Genomic DNA, 23,017 nt, shown 5'->3' with positions numbered 1-23,017 from the left:
GACTTTTTATTCGTTTCTATCGATTCAGTCTATTGATGTATAAAATTCAATAGTCATTACACAAGGAGCTACTTCTATGCCGAAATCAATCATTCATACCAATGCAGCACCGGCTGCGGTCGGTCCGTATTCGCAGGCAGTGGTCGCCCCCACAGGCACAACTATTTATCTTTCCGGGCAAATAGGTTTGGTTCCGGCAACCGGTGAAATGATCTCAGACAAATTCGAAGACCAGGTTAGACAATCATTTGCAAATATGAGTTCTGTAGTCGAAGCTGCCGGGGGCAGGCTGGATCAGATTGTCAAGCTGACCCTGTTTCTGACCGACCTTGGGCAATTCGCAATTGCCAATGGCATCATGGCCGAATTGTTGCCTGAACCATTTCCTGCCAGATCGACAGTAGGAGTAGCCAGCTTACCCAAAGGTGCGCAATTCGAAGTCGAAGCTATTCTCGTTATCTGATTGGTCTGGCCACGTGAGTTCGTGGCGATGAATCAAAATTTCATGACCACTGCATCCTCAACAGCCAAGACCTTATCAGCAACCGAGGCTAAATTTCATCGTCTCGGTTTGTTGACCCCGCAAGATTTCATTTTGCATCTTCCAATTCGTTATGAAGACGAAACAGAGATTCAACGCATTGAAAATATACACGCGGGGCAGCGTGCTCAAATTGAAGCGGTCGTTATCGACTCACAGGTCAGGTATCAACCCAGGCGACAATTGTCAGCGACTGTTCAGGATGAAAGTGGATCCATCTCACTTCGGTGGATGACTTTCTATCCGAGTCAACAGCAACAAATGCAAGCCGGTCGGAAATGGAGAATACGTGGTGAGGTCAGAGCAGGTTTTCACGGGCTGGAAATCATCCATCCGAAAATTTCAGCCCCAAGCTCTCCGCTACCGGCTGCGCTGACCCCCGTATATTCAACTACGGATGGATTGCCTCAAACCGCTTTGCGCAAGGCTATTTCCTCTGCGCTGATTCACGGTGACGTTACCGATACATTACCGTCAGTTATTCTGAAAAAACTCGGCTTGATGCCGTTTGAAGATGCTATCAGGATATTGCATGCTCCCTCGCCCAACGAGGATGCCCAATCCCTGATTGAACATCATCACCCGGCCTGGTTGCGCATTAAATTCGACGAATTACTTGCCCAGCAACTTTCGCTTGCGGCGGCAAGAGAGTCGCGAAGGCAGAAACGTAGCCGCCCTTTAGCAAAAGCGCCCGGTTCTCTAAGCCTATGTGAGCGTCTTATTGCGGCTTTGCCTTTTAAACTGACCGATTCTCAAGTCCGTGTCATCAATGAAATATCGAACGATCTGACAAGATCATTTCCGATGTACCGCTTGCTCCAGGGCGATGTCGGCAGCGGAAAAACTATTGTCGCAGCCTTGACTGCACTGCAAGCGATTGAAGCTGGTGTGCAGGTCGCCATGATGGCGCCTACGGAAATCCTTGCGCAACAGCATTACGAAAAAATCAAATCCTGGTGTGAGCCATTAGGCGTCAAGGTATTTTGGTTAACCGGCAGCATGACTTCCAAAAGCCGAAAGCTGGCGGCACAGGCAATCGAAGATGGCACGGCACGTTTCGTGATCGGTACACAAGCCCTCATTCAGGATACGGTGCATTTTAAAGAGCTAGGTTTGATCATTGTTGATGAACAGCATCGCTTTGGCGTTGGACAACGCCTGTCACTCTCGCGTAAAGGAGAGACAGGCGACACTGTAAGCTCTCAGTTCGAAGCCGCCAAAGATCAGGATCTCGTTCCTCATCAGCTGACAATGAGCGCGACCCCTATACCGCGCACACTCGCCATGACGTTTTACGCGGATCTGGAAGTATCGTCCATTATCGGCCTTCCTCCTGGGCGAACTCCTGTCACGACAAAACTGATCGCCGATTCAAGGCGAGATGAAGTGATTGCACATGTCGCCAATGCGGCTGCACAAGGAAATCAAATCTATTGGGTTTGCCCGCTGATAGAAGAAAGTGAAGCGCTTGAGCTTCAAACCGCAGTGGATACTCATCAAGCTCTGTCCATGGCATTGCCGAACTTGAACGTTGGTCTTGTGCATGGTCGAATGTCCAATGCGGACAAAGCAACAACCATGCAGGATTTTCGTAATGGCATCACTCATGTACTGGTTGCGACGACAGTGATCGAGGTCGGAGTGGATGTTCCGAATGCTTCTCTGATGGTGATTGAACATGCAGAGAGATTCGGTCTTGCCCAGTTACACCAATTACGTGGCCGAGTCGGCAGAGGACATGCTACCTCAGTGTGCGTGCTGTTATATCAAACGCCCTTGTCCTTAATTGCAAGGCAGCGTTTGCGCGCAATGTATGAAACGCAAGACGGCTTTGAAATCGCCCAGCGCGATCTTGACCTTCGTGGTCCGGGAGAATTACTAGGATCCCGGCAATCCGGCGTGGCGTTGTTACGATTTGCCGATTTGGCGGAAGATGGCGGTCTGGTTCAGGCAGCAAGGGAAATGGCTGTCATGCTGAGACAAAAACATCCGGACATCGCCGAAAAGCACCTGAATAGGTGGATGAGAGGCAAAGAAGATTTTCTTCGTAGTTGAATCGTTGGTGACCAAACATGACACTTACTGAACTTAAATACATTGTTGCGGTTGCACGCGAGCGTCATTTCGGACGTGCGGCCGAGGCCTGTTTCGTTAGTCAGCCTACCTTATCGGTTGCGATCAAAAAGCTTGAGGATGAGCTGGGCGTGACCATCTTCGAACGTGGCGGTACAGAAGTCGGTGTGACTAATATTGGCCTTCAACTTGTGTCCCAGGCTCAAAAGGTCCTGGAAGAGAGCGCAAGCCTTAAAGAAATTGCGCGTCTCGGACATGACCCGCTTGCCGGGGCGTTGAGAGTGGGCGTCATTTATACGATCGGACCCTATTTGTTGCCGCGACTTGTTCCAATGCAAATCGAACGTACGCCTCAAATGCCATTGATCCTCCAGGAAAACTTCACACATCGTCTGGTGGAGCTGCTCAAGCAAGGGGAAATCGACTGCGCCATCATGGCGCTACCGTTTCAGGATTCAGGGTTGGTTACGCAACCACTTTACGACGAGGATTTCGTCGTAGTTGTACCGTCCACGCATCCATGGACCAAGCGGCAAACTATTCCTTCGAATGACTTGAAGCAAGAAAACATGTTGTTGCTTGGCGCCGGCCACTGCTTTAGAGATCAGGTACTTGAGGTATGTCCCGAGTTGTCGCGATTTGCAGCAGCTAGCGAGGGAATTCAAAGAACATTCGAAGGATCGTCGCTTGAAACCATTCGTCATATGGTTGCAGCCGGAATCGGGATTACGGTCATGCCGAAGTCGGCCGTTCAATCAATCGACAGACAAAGTAAATTACTTACGTATCTACCATTTTCGAAACCTGTTCCGCAAAGAAGAGTGGTATTAGCCTGGCGAAAGAGTTTTACTAGAATGGCCGCGATTCAAGCCTTAACATCGGCTATTTATGCATGCGGTCTCGAAGGAGTCACCATGCTCGAGACGCCTTTTGGTGATTGATTTAGGTCATCTCGCTTTAAATTTATCTGGACTTGTCAATTTTGAACCTGATTATCGACCGCCTGAATTTGTACGCCAAACTTGTGAGGTTAGATAAACCTATCGGCATATTGTTACTTCTGTGGCCAACGCTTTGGGCGCTCTTCGCTGCATCCAATGGATGGCCTGAAACTCGTTATCTGGTTATTTTTATTTTGGGTACCGTGTTTATGCGTTCAGCGGGTTGTGCGATGAACGACTATTTTGATCGAGATGTTGATTTGCACGTCAAACGAACAAAGGAACGTGTACTGACCTCAGGAAAAATACAGCCACATGAAGCACTATACGTCGCGGCATTTCTTGGTTTACTGAGTTTGGGCCTGATAACCTCGCTTAATGGTCTGACATGGTTTCTTGCCTGCATTGCAGCCGTACTGGCCGTCACGTATCCGCTGATGAAGCGGTTCTTTGCCATTCCGCAAGCTTATCTCGGCATTGCATTTGGTTTCGGGATTCCTATGGGATTTGCCGCGATTTCAGGTGAAATTCCCTTTGCAGGGTGGTGCATGCTTATCGCCAACATTTGCTGGTCAATTGCGTATGACACTGAGTACGCCATGGTGGATCGCGATGACGATATTCGTCTTGGCCTGAAAACTTCTGCGATTACATTTGGACGCTACGATACCGTATGGGTTGGTGTATTTTATTTGCTCACTTTGCTTCTGCTTTGGATCGCCGGTCGTTCGCTCGGCTATGGTGCGCCATTCAATATAAGTTTGCTGGTGGCTGCAGTGATCGCATGCGTTCATCTTTATTGGATCAGGGATCGCGATAGACAAGCTTGTTTTAGAGCTTTTCTGCACAATACTTGGATCGGCATGACTATTTTCATCGGAATTTTTGTTGAGACAACACTTAGTCGTTAACACATCATTTAATTTTCAAATTTGCACACAAAATGAATACTTTTCCAAAAATAACAGTGATCGGTGGTGGCAATATGGCGAATGCCTTGATCACCGGATGGTTAAAACAGAATTGTCCCCAGCAATCTCTTCAAGTCATTGAAGTATCCGAGGAGTTACGCAAACAGTGGCAGGGCAGGGGTGTACGCGCGTGCTCGCTGCCTGATGCCTCTCTTGCCGAATCGGACGTCTGGATATATGCCGTAAAACCTCAACAAATGCGTGAAGTTGTTTTATCGACCAAACCATATCTGGGACAAAATACTCTTGTCATCAGCATCGCTGCAGGTATTTCTATTGACTCGCTTTCTAAGTGGCTTGGATCGGATACTGAGCCTTACAAGCACATTGTTCGTTGCATGCCAAACACGCCTGCACTGGTTGCCGCAGGTGTGACCGGAATGGCTGCATCGGATGAAGTGAGCGAATCTGAAAAACAAACAGCCACTAATCTGCTAAGTGCAGTAGGCGAGGTCGTCTGGGTTGAAAACGACCATGCAATCGATGCGGTCACTGCGCTATCCGGAAGTGGCCCGGCTTACGTATTTTTGTTTATCGAATCCTTGATTTCTGGTGCGATGGCTCTAGGTTTGACCGCCGAGCAGTCGCGCACACTCGCTTTGGCCACCTTGTCGGGTGCCACATTGCTTGCAACCAAGTCCCCTGAACCTCCATCCGTTTTGCGTGAGCGCGTGACATCCAAAGGTGGAACGACAGCTGCCGCGCTCGATGTATTCACCCAACAGAATTTGACGCATATCATTCACCAGGCGATGTCCGCCGCGGCTAAAAGAGCTTCCGAACTCTCAACCGAGTTTGGCGTTTAGGCACAGGATTCAATTACACTACGGTAATTAAGCTTTATTTATATACTTATCTTTTTTAAAAACATTCGGATTTCTAACTCTATGAAACTCAAGAACTTCGCGATCAGTCTAGGTGCACTGATCGCTATTGCCGTCTGTGTGTGGCTAGGCAGCAGCATCTATATTGGGCGAACCACCAGTCAAAGAATCGAGACGTTGATTTCCAAACAATTGAATCCGAACGCGTCGATTCGAATCGTTGACCACAAGCACGAACAAAGTCTTTTCTCGTCAAAGGGTCAGTTCGAGATTCGATTCAATGACATTCCGGTGGACGCAGATACCGGTAAGCAGTTTTTCGCCGTTGCCTTTAATTATCAGGTCAATAATTTACTTCTGCCTGAATCGGTCATGCGTTTCGAATGGATGGCTAAACCAACTGGTGAAGCCGGAAAAGAAATCGATCGCCTATTTAGTAAAGAAATCAATCTGAATGGTAAGGGTAAGCTTGGATATGGCGGTAAAGCGCTTTCTTCACTCAAAATGCCTGAACTTGTGATGAACCAAGGCAGTGACAAACTTTTGATCACGCCTTCAAATGGCCATATCTCCTGGAAGGAAAAGTCACTGAATTTTGATTGGAAAACAGATCGTATATCTCTTGTCACTGATGGATATTCATATGATGTTGAAGGCATCCAATTCATGACAGACATTCAAAATCGTCAACGCGGATTGGGCATGGCTGAATTCTCGGTAAATAAAGCCAGTTCGAAGGATTTCACTTTCACCGGGTATAAGTTCAAAACACTAAGTACCGAGCGCGGTGATCGACTGGATTTCACGATCAATCAGAAACTGGACTCTATTTCGGCCGCTAGCGAAAAAATTTCGAATGTTGTCATGGATTTTTCAATGACCGACCTTGATGCTACAAGCGTCGAACAATTGACTGATATTCTGGATAGCGCGTCCGATCGTATTCAAAGCTGGACTGACGACGATAAGCAACGTGCGAAAAAGGCTTTGGCTACGATGATCGGAAAAGGCTTCAAAATTTCAATCCCTAAAATTTATGCCGAATACGGAAAGGGTAGTATTGACGGGAGCGTTCAACTTGATGTCCTGAAATCAGACTCCAATCAGAATGCTTTCGACTTCTCTAAATCGGTTCGTGCTTCAGGCCAGATTTTGGGCAATGGAAAGTTGCTCGATCAATCGCAGAAGGCCATGGTAGTCATGATGGGCATAGCAAAAGATACGAAAGAGGGCCTGAAGGCTTCGTTCGAATTTTCAGGCAATAAACTTGTCATCAACGGCAAGTCTCAGGACGTTACCGATTCGGTGTCGATGTTGAACGAAACGGTAAATGAATTGCTATACAAGTAAATAAGCACGCATCCGTCACGGGTGCGTCAAAAGAAAAAAGGCCGGAAACCCGGCCTTTTTCTTGCGTTTGCGATCTGATCAGATCGGCGTAAACATTGGGACAGGTGGCCCGTCGCCCTCAGTGGGCTTGAAGACGAGCTTGACCTTCATGCCAATCTTGAGTGACTCCAGATCACAGTCCACGATTTGGGTCATCATAGTCACGCCTTCATCAAGTTTGACATAGGCAATGCAGTACGGATTTGGATTGCCGCGCTGCATGACGCTCAGCGTATAGATTTCGCCTTTGCCTGATGCTTCTTTCCAGTCTGTTTCACCAAAGCAGAAAGGGCATAGCGTACGTGGATACCAGTGTGGCTGGTTGCATGACTTACAGTACTTGATCAGGAATTTACCTTCTTTCGCGGCTTCCCAGAATGGTTGCGAACCTTGTTCGATTACCGGGGCGGGATAAGGATTGGGTTGATACATCATAGTCATGTTTATTCTCGCTCAAGAATCAGGGTAGCACTACCGTGGCGCGATCCGAGAAAGCCGCCCGTACCGTGAGCCAATGCGATGTCGCAGTTCTTGACTTGGACGGCAGGATGCGCTTCGCCACGAAGTTGACGTACGGCTTCAATCACTTTCGTGATCCCGCCACGATTGGCAGGGTGGTTGTTACACAATCCACCGCCGTCGGTATTGAAAGGCAATTTGCCTACGCCAGAAATGAGATTGCCGTCCGCAACAAATTTACCGCCTTCGCCCTTGGCGCAGAAACCAAGATCTTCAAGTTGCATGATGACCGTGATGGTGAAGCTATCGTAAATCGATGCGTACTTGATATCGCGTGGTGTCAGTCCGGCTTCGGCAAAAGCGATTGCACCCGATTTGCGGGCGCCCGAATAGGTTAGGTCTACTTTGCCGCCGAGCTGACCCTTGACCGATTCGCCCGCTCCGCGAATCTTGACCAGGGGACGCTTGAGTTTCTTAGCGATATCAGGATGAGCCACGATTAGCGCACCACCACCATCACTGACGACGCAGCAATCCAGACGCTTAAGCGGTGTCGAAACCATGGGTGAATTCAACACGTCCTCAACCGTAACTACATCCCTCAACATGGCGTGGGGGTTATGTTGAGCGTGGTGAGAGGCGGCTACCTTGACCCAGGCCAATTGTTCCGGTGTTGTGCCGTATTCATACATATGTCGTGCAGCTACCATCGCATAGCTGTTGACGGTGACAGAGCCAAAAGGTGACTCGAAAGGGGCATCGGGCAAATCAGTGCCCCAATTTCGGGGCTGCAGACCGGATGAGCCTGCTGAACGTGGACGTCCAGCCAATGTGATCAAAGCAATGCTGCATTTTCCGGCAGCAATGGCCTCGGCAGCATGCGCAACGTGGATCAAATAGGATGAACCGCCGGTTTCCGTGGAATCAACGTGCCTGAGGTTGGTTAATCCCATGTAATCGGTCATGCTCAGCATGCCTAGTCCAGGCGCATCGCCAGCACAGAAATAGCCGTCGATATCACTGTGCGACAGTCCCGCGTCTTCAAGTGCTCCTTTCGCGGATTCTGCATGAATCTGCGCAACTGACTTGTCTGGAGCTTTACGAGTGGGATGTTCGTATGCACCGACGATATAAGCTTTGTCTCGTATGGTCATTTGAAATTTCGATTAAAGGTTAAAAATAATTGAAAAACCGGCAAATCTTACATGATTGTAAGATTAGTCCCCAATTTCGATTTTAAGATTCGTTTACTTTTTGGTGTTCATCATTGCGAAACATCCTGATAGTGCAAGTAAAAGCCAAGCACACATCAGCAAAGCTCCGCCTGTCGGCGCCATTTTGGTTGCCTGAACGATTCCGAAAAAATATTTTGTGTAAATGGATCCGCTAAACAGTGCAATACCTAAAAATAGGCTGTATCGGGCTAAAGATGCCAATTTTCCAGTTAGCAGCGTTGAAAACAGAAGGACAGAGGCATGAATTAACTGATATAGCGACGCGCGTTCAACGGATGCCGCAGCCTGAGCATCACTCATTGCGTGAGCGCCAACAGCTCCGATCAGAACAGCAGTGAAACCCAAGATGCCTCCAATCACTCGCCAAATCTGGTCCTTAATCGGCTGATTCATGCACTATCCTGAAAAAAGTTAATATCTCGGTCATATTATGCGATGAAGATTACATTCATCTTCAGAGCGTTTTTTAACACTTTGGAGCCGCTGATGCTTCGTAAAATTTGCGTTTTCTTTTTGATTGGAATGCTCGCAGGATGCAGTGGTGTAGGTTCGAATTCACCCTCCGTGACATTCATAGCGAAAGTGAACTACAAGGATGTGTTCGAGCGTGCCAAGGAGCAGGCCAATTATTGCTGGAGAAGTGAAACGCAATATCCTATCGTTTCACAGATCAACGATACCGACCGAACAGTGCTGGTGTATGTCACCGGCTTGCTGGGTTCAACCAAAATGGCGGAATTGTCTGCTCGAGCCATTGATCGTGACAGCACCGAGGTGAAAGTAGCTGTGAACGGGATGAGTATCTGGAATGGCGCTGCCGTGAAAGCGATGAAAGAAGCGGTCGAATTTGGCGTGCCCACCTGTACAAGCTACATGCCGTCCAAGGATTGAATACCATTGGTCGAAACAATCAAACTTATCTAAACAAGCTGAAGACCTATTTATCGTTATGAATGTTTTTGCAACAGATTCACATCAAAGCTATTTCGGATTCAAAATACCGTACTTGGAATTGTTGGGCGTTGAGCCGATTTCCTGTGAAAACGACACTGCAGTCACCCGCATGAAAATGCGTCATGATCTTCGCAACAGTCGCGGTCATATTCATGGTGGAGCGATCATGAGTGTTCTTGATTTCACATTAAGCGCTGCAGCCAGGTCGATCGATCCGACCGGATTTGGTTTGGCGACGATTGATATGACCACGAGTTGTTTTGAGCCTGCCGTCACTGATTTGATCGTTGAGGCGCGTTGCTTGCGCCGGGGCAAATCCATTGCTTTTTGTGAGGGAGAAGCGAGAGATCCGAGCGGAAAACTAATCGCCAAAGCCTCAGCTTCTTTCAAAATCATGAAAATCGACCCCCCGGCAATAAGGGACGCTATCTAAGGGTTAAGGGTGCGATTCAAGGGTGCGATTCACCAAGCACTTCTTCTTTTCTTTTAAGTGCTTGGATTTACTTAGTTTAGTTTTGCCTTAACTTTGGCTGATAAAGAGGACATGTCTGCTTTACCAGCCAAATTTTGCTTAAGAATTGCCATGATTTTGCCCATGGCAGGAGCCCCTGTAACACCTTGCGCAGAAACTTCTGCCATCGCGGCATCAATAGCCGCGGATATCTCTGCATCCGTTGCAGCTTGAGGTAGAAACTCCTTCAACACTGCGAGTTCAGCGGTTTCCTGAGCTGCGGTTTCGGTTCGGCCGGCTTGTTCAAAAGCGGCTATTGATTCGCGACGCTGTTTGACTTGTTTTTCAATGATGGAAGTGACATCCGCATCCGTCAGTTCGCGCCTTTCATCGACTTCCTTTTGTTTGATTGCAGCTTGCAAAAATCTGAGCGTACCGAGACGGTCAGTGGCCTTTGCACGCATGGCGTCCTTTACGGAATCCGAAATTCTGGTTTTGAGATCTGACATATCAGCCTTAATCGTTTGTTATTTGACCTGTCGAATTGTACTGAAAGGAGCCGAATTCAGGATTGAAAAGCCAACTCTGATCGTCCGATATGTTTCCCAGCGGATCGAAACTTCGTTCAAAAAAGTATATCTTGCCGTAACGATGTTTAAAAATAATCGAAGTGCTTCGCGTGCCATACAGCGGGTCGACAATAAAGGGGCTACTCAAAAGCCGTTCCCTGTCGGGAGATAAGCCTGTCTTTGGCATATCTGTTTCGCCAGCTTGCCTACGATCGGAAAATATCTCGAAAAGTACATTCGATGCAGGTTCGTTATGCGACATGATGTGGTTTCTGACTGCGTCTCGCGTCCGCACCAATTTAGGCCAGGGCGTGTCAAGAGACGCATTGGAAAGACCATATACTCCAGGCGCGAGTGGATCAGACAAAGAACTGGCACCTTTGAGCGATGAGCGATTTGATGTGAAGCATACATTCCTGTCATCGCTTAGAACAAGATTGAAACCATTGTATTCATGAAACCCGGTTTGAGTATCCTGAATGTATTGGTGCGCCTGAACCGATTCGGATAAATAGTGCTCGATCAGATTGCCCCGTGAAAGGGCATTCGGATCGTTTTTTCCGGGTTCCCTGTAATTAGTGAGCAATCCGATATGGCCTTTGAGATTTACACCCAACCAAGTGCCTGATGCACGCAAGTCTCTTGCGCCGAGTATGCGATTGCCCTTATCAGGCCAAGGCGCCAGCGACGCTGTCGGACGTTCGTGAAACTCATCGCGATTGGCCACAATGATCAATGGCCACTTCGGTAAAACATTGACAGCGATGACAGCAAGACACATTGTTCAACTCGACCAAATTATTCCGGCTTAATTCCTGCATCTTGAATCAGCCTTTTCCATAACTGCAATTGCTCTTGCACAAAGCCGGCGAACTGTTGTGGCGTACCGCTAAACGCATCAAAACCCAGAACCGATAGTTTTTTCTTTGTCTCCGGATCGTTCACAATTTGATTGATTGCCGCATTCACCTTGCTGACGACATCGGGAGGTAACCCGGCCGGTCCGAAATAACCATTCCATGAAATCAAATCAAAGTCTTTTACGCCTGCTTCAGCCATGGAAGGCAACTCCGGAAGTAATTCGCTACGCTTGGCGGTGGAAACGGCAATAGCGCGCACTTGACCGGATTTGACGAATGGCATTCCAGAAGCAACATCGGTAAACATCATGTCTACTTGACCACCAACAAGATCCGTCATGGCTTGTGGCGTACCTTTATAAGGTACATGCACAATGTCGATTCCGGCTCTGGACGCAAATGTCGCACCCCCGACAATCCCCGTACTGTTTCCGGATGCGTAGTTCAACTTACCGGGATTTTTCTTCGCGTAGGCAACGAGCTCTTGTACTGAATTGAACGGCAATTTTGGATTAATGACCAATATAAAAGGTAGATTGCCGCCGCGCGCAATTGGCGTGAAATCTTTCACCGGATCATATGAAACATTTTTCATCAACCAAGGTGCTGCCGAATGAGATGTGTTGGTTGTGACAAATAATGTGTATCCATCGGGTTGGGCACGTGCGACATAGGCGGCCGCGATGGTTGCATTGCCTCCGGGTTTGTTTTCGATGACAACTTGCTGCCCAAGTATCTTGCTCAATTCGGTGGCAAAAATACGACCGACTGCATCAGTACCCGAACCGGCTGGAAAGGGTACGATGAGGCTGATCGGTTTTGATGGATAGCTTGAAGATTGTGCCTGCGCAGTTACTGAACAAGCCCCCGCAAAAGCGATAAGGAAACAATTCAGTCCCGATTTGATCAAGCGAGTAAAGTTTTTCATGTTTGATTATGGTCCTCGATTAGAAACGAATAACGCGCTCTGGCGACTCTTCGTAAGGTGGGGAATAAATGATCAATACTCGAACCGGCTCATCGCTAGTTACGGTAAATACATGCGGAACATCCGGCGGGAAATAACAACAGTCGCCTGCAACCATATCTGCCACTTCATCATTGACTTGCGCACGAGCCGTACCACTAAGCAAATAACAAACTTGTTCTATCCCGGGATGAGCATGGGGAAGGGCGCCTTTGCCCTTTTCGATGACCCCCAGCAAAACTTCGACATGCTGTGCGCCAACAGTTTCGCGACTGATGAGTCGGCGATTGAGGGTACCGGTATGATTTGCGGGATGATATCCGGGAATTTGAGCTTCTTTAATTAACCAGCTTGGATGATTCATATGTTTGTTTATCCTCAAATATTTTGGGGTTTTAGCAGGATGATGAGGAGTGCGCAAGCAAATGGCGCTATCGAAAGGGGCTGTTAAAATCCAAATTGTCCAACCTTTCGATTATCCAATACGCTCATGATCGCTACGCCCCCATCCCATGGCTCGACTCTCGAGACTTGGCTGACATATCTGGAGGCTTTGCACCCCAGCGTGATCGATATGGGTCTTGATCGTGTGAAAATCGTCGCTGCACGATTGGCCCTGGACTGCGATGCAATCAAATATGTCGTAGGCGGTACAAACGGCAAGGGCTCCACTTGCGCAATGCTGGAGTCGATTTTGCTCGCATCGGGTTATCGGGTAGGGATGTATATATCCCCCCACATGATTCATTTCAACGAACGAGCCAGAATCAATGGAGAAATCGTTGCGGATGAAGTTTTCATCGAACACTTCGAAGCCGTTGAAAAAGCCCGGGAGAGTGTTTCCCTTACGTATTTCGAGTTCACCACCTTGGCGATTTTGCGTCTGTTCGCCCAAAGCAAGCTTGATGCCATGGTGCTTGAAGTCGGTTTGGGAGGACGGCTGGATGCGGTCAATATTGTAGACGCCGATTGTTCCATCATTACCAGTGTGGACATCGATCATACAGACTGGCTGGGAGATACGCGCGAACAGATTGGTTTAGAAAAAGCCCACATTTTCAGACCTGATCGTCCCGCGATTTGTAGTGATCCCATTCCACCCGAATCCCTTGTAGCTTACGCCAATAAGATCGGTGCAGATTTGTGGCTGTTTGGTCGGGACTTCAATTACTCGGGCGATCGTCAGCAATGGGCTTTCGCAGGGCGCCATCAACGCCGCAATGCACTGGCCTATCCGGCCCTTAGAGGTGCGAATCAATTGTTGAATGCGTCGGCTGCACTAGCTGCACTGGAATCGACAAGAGATAAGCTATCGATACCACAGCAAGCTGTCAGGCAGGGATTATTGAATGCGTCACTTCCGGGGCGGTTCCAGATATTGCCAGGACAGCCGACGATTATTCTTGATGTCGCTCACAACCCACATGCGGCGGCGGTATTAGAGAAAAACCTTGGCAATATGGGATTCCATCCTTACACGTATGCTGTTTTTGGAATGCTGTCAGATAAAGATGTCGAATCGGTGGTGCGTCACATGGCCAAGAGAATCGATAGATGGTTTTGCGCATCACTGCCCGGTGCGCGTGGACTGTCGGGAGCCGAACTTGCGGATCGAGTGAATCAAATCCTGATGGAAAGTCCCGATGTGGATCGGACTGATTCGGCAGTAACCGATTATGAATCTGTCAAGGCAGCCTTAGGGGCGGCGACAGAATTGAGCAACCCGGATGATAGAATCATAGTGTTCGGCTCGTTCTTAACCGTGGCAGGTGCTTTAGAGTCACTTAATCGAACTGTTTAAGATGCAAAACATCATCATTTTTCATCCGGAATTATTCGTTTATCCAGTCGGGAAATCATCATAAATGGGCCTGTTTTCCAGAAAGGATAGTTCAACACTACGCAAGCCGGTAGTCGGCAGGCCGCGTCCATCCGTGTCAAGTGAGGCCCAGGCGGCCGAGCTGCGTGTTCGGGCTCGTCGCCGCCTAGCTGGATCTGTAGTTTTGATACTAACGGCGATTGTGGTTTTGCCGATGTTGCTTGACTCCGAGCAGGTGCCTGTTTCAAACAATATTGCAATACGCGTGCCTGATCGCAACGGGGCATTTCAACCCAATTTATCCGAACCGGCCATCCAGTCAACAACTAGCCAGACTGAAGCTGCGACGGCAATAAAAGCTCCTGAAACACCTAGCGCCTCTGTCGCCCAACAGCCTGCAGCCCCTGCGCCCGCGCCCGTTGCTCCTGTCGCTAAGCCCGAAGTCAAGGCTAAACCTGAAGCTAAGCCTGAAGTGAAGACCGAGCCCAAGCCGGCAGCCAAAAAGCCAACAACCAGATCTGACGATGGCGTAAAGGCGAGCGCACTTCTTGAGTCGCGCTCGACTGCAGAGTCGGTCCCGCCTCCTGGAACGACAACAGCTAGCCCCAAAGCTCCAACAAAGGGGAACTTTGTTGTTCAAGTGTCATCGCTGGAATCGTCTTCAGATGCGCAAGCTCTTAAAGGAAAACTGTCATCTTCCGGCATATCCAACGCGTATGTGGATGGACCGGTTAATGTGAACGGCAAAACTTACTACCGGGTTCGCGTTGGACCATTTACCTCACGCGAATCCGCTGCGGCTAATCAAACACGACTTCGTACGCTTGGTTATCCCGGTGCGTACATCCAGCAGTGACAGGTTTTGATTTCGTTCTGATTGCAATCATCACTGTTTCGGCAGTGCTAGGACTCGTCAGGGGATTGTTGAAGGAAGTGCTTTCACTGGTTGCATATGCATGCGCTTTTCTTGCCGCAATCTGGTGGGGGCCCATGGCATCTGAATGGCTTGCACGTTGGATTGATCAGCCATTCATCAAAATGGCGGTTGCTTATATTAGTGTGTTCGTTTTGGTGCTGATGACCATCGGTTTGTTTAACATGATGCTTTCGGCATTGATCAGTAAAACAGGATTAACTCCGGCTGACCATGGGTTAGGCGCCTTGTTCGGTCTGGTCAGGGGATTCTTATTTGTTTTAGTGCTTGTTGTTCTTGCAGGATATACACCTCTACCTCAAGAGGCGTGGTGGAATCAGGCGATGTTTTCCAAGCCGGTTGTCGGGTTGATCCAACTGATCAAACTTCGCGTGCCGGCACCTGTGAACGATTGGCTGCCTTATTAATTTTTGCCTGCGGTTTAACTGCAATCAGGATTTTTCATGTGTGGAATTGTCGGAGTAATCGGTCGCGGCCCTGTCAATCAACTGTTGTATGACAGCCTGCTGTTGTTACAACACCGTGGTCAGGATGCCGCGGGGATTGCAACCTCCAACGGAAATCATTTCAATATGTACAAGGCTCATGGCCTTGTGAAAGATGTTTTTCGTACCCGCAACATGAGATCTCTTCCCGGCACAAGCGGGATAGGGCAGGTACGCTACCCGACCGCAGGTTCAAGCGAAAGCGTCGAGGAAGCGCAGCCTTTTTATGTCAACGCACCCTTCGGCATCACGTTTGCTCATAATGGCAATCTGACAAACTGGCAGGAACTGCGCGAGTCTTTATTCAAAAACGATCAAAGACATATCAACACAAACTCCGATTCGGAAGTGTTGCTCAATGTTCTTGCTCACGAGTTGCAACGCGCTGCCCATGGCGTATCGCTGGATGAGACTGCGATATTCAAGGCTGTGAAAGCGCTTCATCAACGTGTTAAAGGTGCCTATGCCGTCGTGGCCCAAATATCCGGCTACGGCATGCTTGCGTTCCGAGATCCGCATGGGATTCGTCCACTATGTCTGGGACGTTACGATTCACCTCAAGGCACCGAATGGATGGTTGCGTCCGAATCCGTTGCCCTTGAAGGCTCAGGGTTTGTATTCGAACGTGACATTCTTCCCGGGGAGGCTGTGTTCATTTCCCTAGATGGTAAGGTATCAAGCGAGATGTGTGCGACTGGTGCAGTGCATGCGCCTTGTATATTCGAATATGTCTATTTTGCTCGTCCTGACTCGGTTCTTGATGGTGTTTCGGTTTACGGATCCCGCTTAAAGATGGGAGAGTATCTTGCCGATAAACTTGCCCGCAGCTTAAGGCTTGGTGATATCGATGTAGTGATGCCGATACCGGACTCTTCACGACCGGCTGCGATGCAACTCGCTGACCGATTGAACTTGAACTACCGTGAGGGGTTGATTAAAAATCGTTACGTTGGCCGCACGTTCATTATGCCGGGACAAGCCGTGCGTAAAAAATCTGTCCGACAAAAACTCAATGCCATTGGTATGGAATTCAAAGGCAAAAATGTACTTTTGGTTGATGACTCCATCGTGCGCGGAACAACAAGTCGGGAGATTGTAGATATGGCGCGCGCAGCGGGTGCCAACAAAGTGTTTATGGCATCAGCAGCACCACCGGTTCGCTATCAGAACGTGTATGGCATTGACATGCCAACGCAAAAGGAATTGATTGCGAATGGTCGCAATGAGGATGAAATCGCGCGCATTATTGGAGCGGATGCGCTTATTTATCAAGATATCGATGCAATGACACGCTCAGTCAGTGATTTGAATCCTGCTTTGAAAAAGTTCGATACCTCTTGTTTCACCGGTGAATATGTGACCGGCGACATCACGCCGGAATACCTTCAGAAACTGGGACAAAACCGTCAATCGGCTCAGGACGGGGCAAACGGCCTATTGTTCAACATGGGCTATGCGGCTGAAGACAACGCGTAATTCTCTGAATCAACGCGTTGCATTCTTCATCCGTTGTATCCCATCGACATACGAACCGAGCCCGCGTTGGACTGCGCCGATAGAATTTCACGTTCGATTCGGCTAGTCGATCGAGAACATCAGATCGTGTTTCGACGAAAATCTCATTAGCCTGCACCGGGGCAACGACCGTTACATCCTGAATCTTTTCCAATGCATTTGCTATTAAAGTCGCACTTGTATTGGATTGCCGGGCGAGTCTTAACCATAGATCGTTTTCGACATATGCGTGAATTTGCGCGGATGCGAATCTCATCTTCGACCAAATCATGCCTGCACGGCGCAAATGAAATCCAATCTGATTTGCGACGTTATCATTAAAGACAACGATTGCATCGGTCAATAAACCACCATTTTTTGTCACACCGAAAGAAAGAATATCCACACCGGCACGCCAAGTCAGTTCAGCAGGTGTGCAACCCAGTGTGGCCAAAGCATTGGCAAAGCGGGCTCCGTCCATGTGAACAACCATGTCGTTCTGCTTTGCTATCAACCCGAGCGCCTGGACCTCAGGCACGGAGTAGACAGCTCCCATATCTGTTGCCTGAACAAGATTGAGAGCGCTTGGTTGACTCTTATGCGCAAGTCCACGACCGGCTTGCTCAATGGCATTTTGAAGCGCATTCGGGACTACTTTGCCGTACTGACCTTCAACCGTGGTTACTTTCAACCCTTGGCCAAAAAAGCCTGCCGAATTGCATTCCGAAGTGTGGATATGCGCTTCAGGGCTACAGTAGACCGCGTCGAAACCATTCGTCGCACTCGCAAGAGCAAGAGCATTCGCGCCTGTACCTGTGGGAATAGGGAAGACTCTTACTGATGTTTCAAAAAGCGAGCTGAACCTGTCTGAAAGAGACCGAGTCAGTTCATCACCACCATAGCCTAAAGCTGTGCCGGAATTGGCACGACCGAGCGCGTCAATAAGCTCAGGGGCGGCACGACCGCAGTTATCGCTTCTAAATTCAATTTCAACTTGATTCATTTTTTCGAAACTCAGGTTGTTAAATCAGCAACTGTGTGCCAAGTTCCACAACCCTGTTGGGAGGGATTTTGAAATAACTGGTTGCACTCGTCGCGTTTTTAGACATGAACTTGAACAGAAATGCGCGCCACATCGCATATAGCCGCTTAGGCGCAAGCACAATAGTCTCTCGCGAAAGATAAAAAGTTGTGGACATCATCTCGAAAGTTTGTCCATGATCCTCGCAGAGCTGAAGTGCTTTGGGGATATCCGGATTTTCCATGAATCCATAACGGACAATAATTCGAATAAAGCCTTTACCCATGTCCTCTATGGATACTCTGTCCTTGTTCTGCACCGTCGGGGTGTCGGTTGTCTTGATTGTCATCAACACAACGCGTTCATGCAAAATCTGATTATGTTTCAGGTTATGGAGCAGGGCTGAGGGAACGCCGTCTTTCGACGCGGTCATGAATACGGCCGTACCGGAAACGCGATGAACATCATCGATTGCGCCGATAAATACATCCATGGGGATGACGTTTTTAGCCATTTCTTCAGCAACCAGTTTTCGACCCCGTAACCAGGTTGTCAAAACCGTAAATGAAATAAATCCAATCGCAAGCGGAAACCAACCACCGTCAGGTATTTTCAAAGCGTTTGCTGAGAAAAAAGCGATATCAATCATCAATAAAGGAATGACGATCATCGCAGTCAGCAACTTACTCCATTGCCAGATCAGTACCATCACAAAGGATACAAGTACTGTATCGATGAGCATTGTGCCGGTGACAGCGATACCATAGGCAGCAGCAAGATTCGATGAAGATTGAAAGCCGATCACAAGTGCAACGACGGCTAGATAAAGCGTCCAATTGGTAAAAGGTACAAAAATCTGTCCCTCTTCTTTACCAGATGTGTGAACGATAACCATGCGGGGGAGTAACCCCATTTGAACTGCTTGACGGGCGACTGAAAACGCGCCGGAAATAACTGCTTGTGAAGCAATCACTGTTGCTATCGTTGCCAAAATCACCATGGGGATAAGCGCCCAGTCGGGTGCAAGCAGATAGAACGGATTCTGAATTGCCTCAGGATCAACAAGAAGCAGGGCTCCCTGACCGAAGTAATTCAAGACAAGTGCGGGCATCACAAAACCGAACCATGCAAGCCTGATGGGTAATCGTCCGAAGTGCCCCATGTCTGTGTAAAGGGCCTCGCCGCCTGTGACCGCAAGAACAACAGCGGAAAGCGCAAGAAAGGCCAATTTCGGATGATTCAGAATGAAATGGTAGGCATAAAGCGGGTTCAACCCGACCAGAACATTAGGGTTCTGGAATATTTGAATCAGACCTAGAATTCCGAGCACTCCAAACCAGAGCATCATGATCGGTCCAAAGAACAAACCGACTAGGCCTGTGCCACGCTTTTGAATAATAAACAGTCCCGTCAACACGCCAACGGTTATCGGGATAATGAATTGCTTGAGGCTCGGAGCAATGATTTCGAGACCCTCAACAGCGGATAACACCGAAATTGCAGGCGTAATCATGCTATCGCCGAAGAAAAGCGCGGCGGCAAAAATCCCAAGCATCGTCACGATCCACTTGAGTCCGGAATGCTCGGCCTTTTCTGTAATCAGTGCCAGCAATGCCAGCGATCCGCCTTCGCCGCGGTTGTCCGCACGCATGATGATGGCAACATATTTGATCGATACCAGAACCATGATGGCCCAGAAGACCATCGATAAAAGCCCTAGAATGTTTGCTTCATTGACCACGAGTGGATGATGGCCATTGAAAATTTCTTTTAGCGCGTAAAGCGGACTCGTTCCAATATCGCCAAATACAACGCCAATCGCGGCAATTGTTAAGGTGGGAAGCGGCTGTCTGGATTTCATCTGGTGAAACTACCTTAACTTTTCAATCTTTTATTGTATTAACCTTGGAGTGTAGAAGGAAATCACTCCTTACTGCCAAGTTTTTTGAGTTACAGGATTTGTTGTAAAACAAAAGAAACGGCGGTTTCAAGTACGAAGTGCAACACGGTCTAAAGACTGGTGAAACACTTGGTACGGAGTTTTAAAACCTAATCGTTTTCGTGGTCGGTGGTTAATACGATCTTGAATCATTTTAAGTTCATCCGAGGTCACAGTCGATAAGGGGCGTTTTTTAGGAATGTATTGGCGCAGCAAACCATTAAAGTTTTCGTTCGAACCGCGTTGCCAACTAGCAAACGGATCTGCAAAGTAAGCCGTCGAGTTCAACGCCTTATCCACAACAGCATGATCAGCAAACTCTTTTCCGTTGTCGTAAGTCAATGTCTTGACGCAATTCGCCAGAGGCGCGAGACCCGCAATGATCGCTTGACTGACCAAGCCGGACGTTTTGCGAGTCACATGGGCCAGAATGGCAAACCCACTTTTGCGCTCAACCAGCGTCACGATAGCTTGTTTGTGGCCTGCACCAATGATGGTATCGCCTTCCCAGTGCCCGACTTGACTGCGAGTTTCAACAGAAACAGGACGTTGGGCAATGGGGCGCCTACCAATGATTTGGCCACGACGGTCCTGTCCTCCAGCGTAGCGCTTACGCCGTTTCTTCTGGCAGCGAAGGTGTTTCCACAGCGTACCGCCCTGAGCCTTGTCCGCGTAGACATGTCGGTAGATGGTTTCGTGGCTGACAGGCAAGAAAGCAGCAATCTGTTCAGGACTCCACTGCAGCTTGAGGCGCTCGACGACCTTATCTCTTGTCGTTTGATCAATTTGAAAGGCGTTACGGCTCGATTGGGCTCTTTCCTGACTAAGCAAATTCGCTTGTCGAGGGCGATAGCCTCGCAAACCAGAATTACGCAAAACCTCCCGGCTGATTGTCGACTTATGTCGACCCAGTATCCGGGCAATCGCTTGGAGGTTCTGTCCTGCTTTCATAAGTACGGAAATCTGATAACGTTCTATTTGGCTGAGATGTTTATAGCTCATAAGGTAACTTTGACTTGGCGGTCGAGAAATCTGAGATGCTAGAACATTCTCAGCCACCCACCTAATTAATCAAAGTTGCACTTCGTACTTGAAACCGCCAACACTTATATCTAGTCAAAACAAAAAGAATCAGATGCTTTCCAGCAAAAACGACACCAGTCATCTTAGAGGGCTTCTTTATATCGTCCTCTTCGGCTTATTCACGGTGCATATCTTTGGCACACTGGCCTATCAAGTATTAACCCATGGGCAGCACCACTGGTTCGATAGTTTTTACATGACTTTCATCACTGTTTCCACTATTGGATTCAGTGAAGTATTCGATATGTCCAATAATCCGGCGGCAAGAGCCTTGACCGTGTTATTAGGCATTTTCGGGGCCGGCACTTTGTCGATGATGTTTTCGATCATGACGGTCCTTTTTCTTGAATCCGATATAAATGAAACCTTGCAAAGGAAGCGCATGGATCAGGCCGTAAAAAAACTGAAAAACCATTACATTCTGTGTGGACTCGGTCGTGTCGGTGAAAACGTCGCGCAAGAGCTCTCAATAACCAAGCGACCTTTTGTTTCTATTGATCCGAATCCTCAGGCTATACAAAACCTGAAAGATAAAAATCCCGGTTTTTTATATGTGCTTGGAGACGCGACCGACGATGATTGCCTCAAACATGCCGGTATAGATCATGCAGTGGGCTTATTCGCAGTTTCCGGTGAAGATGCCTTGAATATGATGATCATTATCACCGCCAGGCAATTACGTCCGGACCTGCGTATCGTTGCCCGCTGTCATGATGTTAAAAATATCGAGAAAATGAAAAAGGCTGGCGCAGACTCAATCGTTTCGCCTGACTTTACCGGAGGAATGCGTATCGCATCGGCGATGGTTAGGCCTCATGTCGTATCCTTCATTGAAGAAATGCTGCGTGATGAAGCATCTTTTAGAGTAGAGGAAATTGAAATACCAAGCTCACGGACTGGCGAGTCATTGGGGAATATCGCCCAGCGTCATGAAAATTACATTTTGATGGGCGTCAGGAGACAAAACGGACAATTGATTTTCAATCCGTCATCCAGTTGGATTATTGAACAGGGGTCCATACTGATTGCAATGGCCAATACGGAAGGCAGGCAAAACCTGATCGATCAGCTAAGCTGATCATCAGGCAGGGAAATGCTTCTTCCAATGGCGCGCGATATCGATACGCCGACAGATCCACACCTTGTCGTGCGAACAGACGTGATTTAAAAATTTCTGTAATGCAACGATTCTTCCCGGCCGTCCAAGCAGTCGACAATGCATGCCAATCGACATCATCTTGGGTTGATGTTCACCCTCAGCATACAGAGAGTCGAAACTATCCCTGAGATATTCGAAGAAATGCTGTGAGGTATTGAACCCTTGTGGCGTGGCGAACCGCATATCGTTGCAGTCGAGGGTGTAAGGAACGATCAATTGTTTTTCACTCGTTCCATCCGACTTTTTGACCGAGGTCCAAAAGGGCAGGTCATCACCGTAATAATCGCTGTCATATTCGTAACCGCCGTTTTCTACGACGAGCCTGCGCGTATTCGGGCTGTCACGACCGGTATACCAACCCAATGGCCAAAGTCCACCCGTCAGCTCCCTGATTTGTTGAGTGGCCAAGCGCATGTGCTCGCGTTCCGTCGCTTCATCAATATTTTGATAATGAAGCCACCTTAAACCGTGACACGCGATTTCATGCCCGCTTTCAACTAGTGATGAAGCGAGTTCAGGATGTCTTTGTAGAGCTTGCGCTACCCCGAAAATGGTCAGTGGCAACTTTCTTTTATTGAATTCGTTCAGTATTCGCCAAACTCCTGCACGCGACCCATATTCATAAATGGATTCCATGCTCATGTGGCGCGCCGGAAAACTCTCGGCACCGACAATCTCGGAAAGAAATCGTTCCGAACCAGGATCGCCATCCATCACATTGCTTTCCGCACCTTCTTCATAATTGAGCACAAACTGCAAAGCGATGCGTGCCTGGCCAGGCCAATGCGGATGAGGGGGGTGACCGTTATAGCCAATCAGATCGCGCGGGTTTTCCTGGCTGATTGTCAT

24 protein-coding genes are annotated in these 23,017 nt (G+C 48.4%); 13 read left to right on the top strand and 11 right to left on the bottom strand.

Annotation, left to right across the window (positions count from 1 at the left end; all coding sequences use genetic code 11):
• The first annotated feature begins 76 nt into the window (after positions 1 to 76).
• The 6 genes from G3I67_RS01805 to G3I67_RS01780 all read left to right on the top strand — a co-directional run bounded on the left by G3I67_RS01805 (position 77) and on the right by G3I67_RS01780 (position 6,700).
• Positions 77 to 463 (top strand): Rid family detoxifying hydrolase, encoded by a 387-nt coding sequence (locus G3I67_RS01805; RefSeq protein WP_163651242.1) that lies wholly within the window; start codon positions 77 to 79, stop codon positions 461 to 463.
• Positions 464 to 505: 42 nt separating this feature from the next.
• Entirely contained in the window at positions 506 to 2,596 is a 2,091-nt protein-coding gene (recG, locus tag G3I67_RS01800; protein WP_163651241.1) for an ATP-dependent DNA helicase RecG, read from the top strand.
• Between the two features lie 17 nt (positions 2,597 to 2,613).
• Positions 2,614 to 3,555: a LysR substrate-binding domain-containing protein gene (locus G3I67_RS01795; protein WP_163651240.1), complete on the top strand. Its 942-nt coding sequence runs from the start codon at positions 2,614 to 2,616 to the stop codon at positions 3,553 to 3,555.
• A gap of 50 nt (positions 3,556 to 3,605) precedes the next feature.
• Positions 3,606 to 4,466, top strand: a complete 861-nt coding sequence (gene ubiA / locus G3I67_RS01790) for a 4-hydroxybenzoate octaprenyltransferase (RefSeq protein WP_311197034.1) — start codon at positions 3,606 to 3,608, stop codon at positions 4,464 to 4,466.
• Between the two features lie 32 nt (positions 4,467 to 4,498).
• Entirely contained in the window at positions 4,499 to 5,332 is an 834-nt protein-coding gene (gene proC, locus G3I67_RS01785) for a pyrroline-5-carboxylate reductase (protein ID WP_163651239.1), read from the top strand.
• A gap of 81 nt (positions 5,333 to 5,413) precedes the next feature.
• The gene (locus tag G3I67_RS01780) at positions 5,414 to 6,700 is read left to right on the top strand and encodes a DUF945 family protein (protein ID WP_163651238.1); all 1,287 of its coding nucleotides are present in this window, start codon (positions 5,414 to 5,416) and stop codon (positions 6,698 to 6,700) included.
• 78 nt (positions 6,701 to 6,778) lie between these two features.
• Here G3I67_RS01780 and G3I67_RS01775 read toward each other — a convergent pair whose 3' ends face one another.
• From G3I67_RS01775 to G3I67_RS01765, 3 genes are all read right to left on the bottom strand, one after another.
• Positions 6,779 to 7,180, bottom strand: a complete 402-nt coding sequence (locus tag G3I67_RS01775; protein WP_163651237.1) for a Zn-ribbon domain-containing OB-fold protein — start codon at positions 7,178 to 7,180, stop codon at positions 6,779 to 6,781.
• Positions 7,181 to 7,182: 2 nt separating this feature from the next.
• Positions 7,183 to 8,352 (bottom strand): thiolase family protein, encoded by a 1,170-nt coding sequence (locus G3I67_RS01770; protein ID WP_163651236.1) that lies wholly within the window; start codon positions 8,350 to 8,352, stop codon positions 7,183 to 7,185.
• A gap of 93 nt (positions 8,353 to 8,445) precedes the next feature.
• Positions 8,446 to 8,826, bottom strand: a complete 381-nt coding sequence (locus tag G3I67_RS01765; protein WP_163651235.1) for a DUF423 domain-containing protein — start codon at positions 8,824 to 8,826, stop codon at positions 8,446 to 8,448.
• A 93-nt stretch (positions 8,827 to 8,919) separates the two neighbouring features.
• Here G3I67_RS01765 and G3I67_RS01760 point away from each other — a divergent pair, with 93 nt between their 5' ends.
• Together G3I67_RS01760 and G3I67_RS01755 are read left to right on the top strand one after the other, a co-directional pair.
• Entirely contained in the window at positions 8,920 to 9,324 is a 405-nt protein-coding gene (locus G3I67_RS01760) for a BPTD_2524 family lipoprotein (RefSeq protein ID WP_163651234.1), read from the top strand.
• 58 nt (positions 9,325 to 9,382) lie between these two features.
• Entirely contained in the window at positions 9,383 to 9,820 is a 438-nt protein-coding gene (locus G3I67_RS01755) for a PaaI family thioesterase (RefSeq protein WP_163651233.1), read from the top strand.
• Positions 9,821 to 9,891: 71 nt separating this feature from the next.
• Here the strand turns inward: G3I67_RS01755 and G3I67_RS01750 are convergent, their stop codons facing one another.
• Genes G3I67_RS01750 through G3I67_RS01735 form a run of 4 tightly spaced genes read right to left on the bottom strand, consistent with a single transcriptional unit; the run spans position 9,892 to position 12,598 of the window.
• Positions 9,892 to 10,347 carry a GatB/YqeY domain-containing protein gene (locus G3I67_RS01750; protein WP_163651232.1) on the bottom strand — a complete coding sequence of 152 codons (456 nt, stop codon included), beginning with the start codon at positions 10,345 to 10,347 and terminating at the stop codon, positions 9,892 to 9,894.
• Between the two features lie 7 nt (positions 10,348 to 10,354).
• Entirely contained in the window at positions 10,355 to 11,188 is an 834-nt protein-coding gene (locus tag G3I67_RS01745; RefSeq protein ID WP_163651231.1) for an NRDE family protein, read from the bottom strand.
• 17 nt (positions 11,189 to 11,205) lie between these two features.
• Positions 11,206 to 12,195: a Bug family tripartite tricarboxylate transporter substrate binding protein gene (locus tag G3I67_RS01740; protein ID WP_163651230.1), complete on the bottom strand. Its 990-nt coding sequence runs from the start codon at positions 12,193 to 12,195 to the stop codon at positions 11,206 to 11,208.
• A 19-nt stretch (positions 12,196 to 12,214) separates the two neighbouring features.
• On the bottom strand, positions 12,215 to 12,598 hold the full coding sequence (locus G3I67_RS01735) for a cupin domain-containing protein (protein ID WP_163651229.1): 384 nt from the start codon (positions 12,596 to 12,598) through the stop codon (positions 12,215 to 12,217).
• Positions 12,599 to 12,724: 126 nt separating this feature from the next.
• On the opposite strand from G3I67_RS01735, the gene folC reads away from it, so the two are divergent.
• The 4 genes from folC to purF all read left to right on the top strand — a co-directional run bounded on the left by folC (position 12,725) and on the right by purF (position 16,948).
• Complete coding sequence (folC, locus tag G3I67_RS01730) at positions 12,725 to 14,035, top strand: bifunctional tetrahydrofolate synthase/dihydrofolate synthase (protein WP_163651228.1); 1,311 nt, start codon at positions 12,725 to 12,727, stop codon at positions 14,033 to 14,035.
• Positions 14,036 to 14,099: 64 nt separating this feature from the next.
• Positions 14,100 to 14,909 carry an SPOR domain-containing protein gene (locus G3I67_RS01725; protein WP_163651227.1) on the top strand — a complete coding sequence of 270 codons (810 nt, stop codon included), beginning with the start codon at positions 14,100 to 14,102 and terminating at the stop codon, positions 14,907 to 14,909.
• Positions 14,906 to 15,394 carry a CvpA family protein gene (locus G3I67_RS01720; protein WP_163651226.1) on the top strand — a complete coding sequence of 163 codons (489 nt, stop codon included), beginning with the start codon at positions 14,906 to 14,908 and terminating at the stop codon, positions 15,392 to 15,394. The genes G3I67_RS01725 and G3I67_RS01720 overlap by 4 nt, the downstream gene beginning before the upstream one ends.
• Before the next feature lie 36 nt (positions 15,395 to 15,430).
• Complete coding sequence (purF, locus tag G3I67_RS01715) at positions 15,431 to 16,948, top strand: amidophosphoribosyltransferase (protein WP_163651225.1); 1,518 nt, start codon at positions 15,431 to 15,433, stop codon at positions 16,946 to 16,948.
• On the opposite strand, the gene G3I67_RS01710 is transcribed toward purF, so the two are convergent.
• The 3 genes from G3I67_RS01710 to G3I67_RS01700 form a co-directional block, all read right to left on the bottom strand.
• Positions 16,914 to 17,969: a threonine aldolase family protein gene (locus G3I67_RS01710; RefSeq protein WP_163651224.1), complete on the bottom strand. Its 1,056-nt coding sequence runs from the start codon at positions 17,967 to 17,969 to the stop codon at positions 16,914 to 16,916. The two genes, purF and G3I67_RS01710, sit on opposite strands and share 35 nt — an antisense overlap.
• 19 nt (positions 17,970 to 17,988) lie before the next feature.
• Complete coding sequence (locus tag G3I67_RS01705) at positions 17,989 to 19,848, bottom strand: potassium transporter Kup (RefSeq protein ID WP_163651223.1); 1,860 nt, start codon at positions 19,846 to 19,848, stop codon at positions 17,989 to 17,991.
• Positions 19,849 to 19,974: 126 nt separating this feature from the next.
• The gene (locus G3I67_RS01700; RefSeq protein WP_163651222.1) at positions 19,975 to 20,928 is read right to left on the bottom strand and encodes an IS30 family transposase; all 954 of its coding nucleotides are present in this window, start codon (positions 20,926 to 20,928) and stop codon (positions 19,975 to 19,977) included.
• Positions 20,929 to 21,061: 133 nt separating this feature from the next.
• Here G3I67_RS01700 and G3I67_RS01695 point away from each other — a divergent pair, with 133 nt between their 5' ends.
• On the top strand, positions 21,062 to 22,087 hold the full coding sequence (locus G3I67_RS01695; RefSeq protein WP_163651221.1) for a potassium channel family protein: 1,026 nt from the start codon (positions 21,062 to 21,064) through the stop codon (positions 22,085 to 22,087).
• Positions 22,088 to 22,090: 3 nt separating this feature from the next.
• Here G3I67_RS01695 and puuE read toward each other — a convergent pair whose 3' ends face one another.
• Entirely contained in the window at positions 22,091 to 23,017 is a 927-nt protein-coding gene (gene puuE / locus G3I67_RS01690; RefSeq protein WP_203583505.1) for an allantoinase PuuE, read from the bottom strand.

It is taken from the genome of Sheuella amnicola, assembly GCF_010499255.1.
GTDB classification, from domain to species: Bacteria; Pseudomonadota; Gammaproteobacteria; order Burkholderiales; family Burkholderiaceae_B; genus Zwartia; species Zwartia amnicola.
Note: the sequence above shows the minus strand (reverse complement) of the source record. Positions and strands in the feature narration are given on the sequence as shown.